Origin of the sequence: Liquorilactobacillus sp. (assembly GCF_047719775.1) — a bacterium.
Lineage (GTDB): Bacteria > Bacillota > Bacilli > Lactobacillales > Lactobacillaceae > Liquorilactobacillus.
This window is the reverse complement of the sequence record NZ_JBDNTS010000052.1, coordinates 1-1,528: the sequence shown is the minus strand read 5'-3', so window position 1 is coordinate 1,528 and position 1,528 is coordinate 1. Positions and strand designations below refer to the sequence as shown.

Below are 1,528 nucleotides of genomic sequence, written 5' to 3'. Positions count from 1 at the left end.
TCCCCAAATGGAGAACCGCCTCAAATGATAAATTTATTCTTCAACACCAGTTGACATAGAGCCGAAATTATATCTGTCTCAAAACAGCCAAGTTGTCTCGAGCAGTAGTTTCTATCTTAAACGCAAAGTTTCAGGCGTACGTTTATTTGAATGCAACCAATTATAAAAGTCAACCATCTCGCTACGAACAACCTCGTAATTTCCGTCTTTTGGTTGAGCCCCCCTGATAGCAATACCGACTACGGTTCCATTGCCTATACTAACCACAGGGCCCCCACTATTGCCAGACTGAATTCCTCCATTATCATTAGTAAGGAGCACGACACTTCTGCTATTTTCACTTTTGTGTGATTGTGAAATATTATCTCCAATCGTAATAATGGTTGTTTCCTCTGCCGTGTACATTCTGCTCTTTTCTCCAATTTGAAAAGCCTCGGGATACCCCAAAATATCAACTTTAGCAGGGCCCTTCAAGGGATGAGCTGGACTGTTAAATGACTTTCTTTTTGTTTTGTTTAGAGCGGAGGAATATAACATAGAAATATCATCCTCGGACCAAAGATCAACTTTATCGACTTTATAGGTCTTATGAACCTCAAGTGTCTCGGGATCAAATTCAATTAATTTAATACTTTTTGGTTGGTCATCTGGCTCGTTCCTATTTTCAAAGATGTGACAGCATGAATAAATCTTGCCATCGCATAAAAAGGCAGTACCAAAGAAAAAATCTTTAAAAAGTGTCACAACTTCTACCGCAAAAATTGCATTATACCGTTTAAACTTCTGAGGTATGGCAAGTTTTAACTCAAAGCGAGACCCGCCTGGCCAATTAATCGAATTATAATCCTGCATCAACCGTCTAGAGAGGACTTGATCTTGTTCAGGATCTGATCGAATTTGATAAACATAAGAAATCATCCCTTTTAACACTCTTTCTGGGTCGACAATCTTATCTTTTAAGTAAAATCCGTTGAACTTCTTGACAGTTGAATCATAATCTTCGGTTATTTTAAAATTGTGTAGCATCGCTCGAATTTTTCTAACATACGTTCTTCGAACGTTCATTTTTTCATTCACAACTACTCCAGTCACAGACAACCTGTTGCCTTTACCAAATTTTCTTGTCTTTTCTTCGCTTAGTTGAAACCCAGCTTCTTCAACAATTTTTTTGACAGTCGTCGACAAGTTTTCCCCTTGCCACAGCAACCGCGGCATAGTGTTCCGTGAAGAAAAAGATATATCATCCACATACCGTGTATATACCGTCTTGGTTCTACGAGCTAATTCAAGCATTTGCTTATCGAACGCGTATAAAATAATATTTGATAACACAGGTGACGTTGGTGCTCCCTGAATCAAATGGTCATGATAACAGACAAGTCTTCTTAAGATACTACTAACTTGAAAGTTAAACTTGAAGAATTGACGAAAAACACCGAACACCCTATTTTGTGCAATACTCGGGAAAAAATTATCCCCAGTTTACAATTCAAGTGCAACACCCTGACGACTAGACCATAAAGGCCAT

1 protein-coding gene is annotated in these 1,528 nt (G+C 38.5%); it reads right to left on the bottom strand.

What is annotated here, in order from left to right:
• Positions 1-111: 111 nt before the first annotated feature.
• Positions 112-1,443: a reverse transcriptase family protein gene (locus ABF682_RS12060; RefSeq protein WP_367292851.1), complete on the bottom strand. Its 1,332-nt coding sequence runs from the start codon at positions 1,441-1,443 to the stop codon at positions 112-114.
• Positions 1,444-1,528 lie beyond the last annotated feature (85 nt).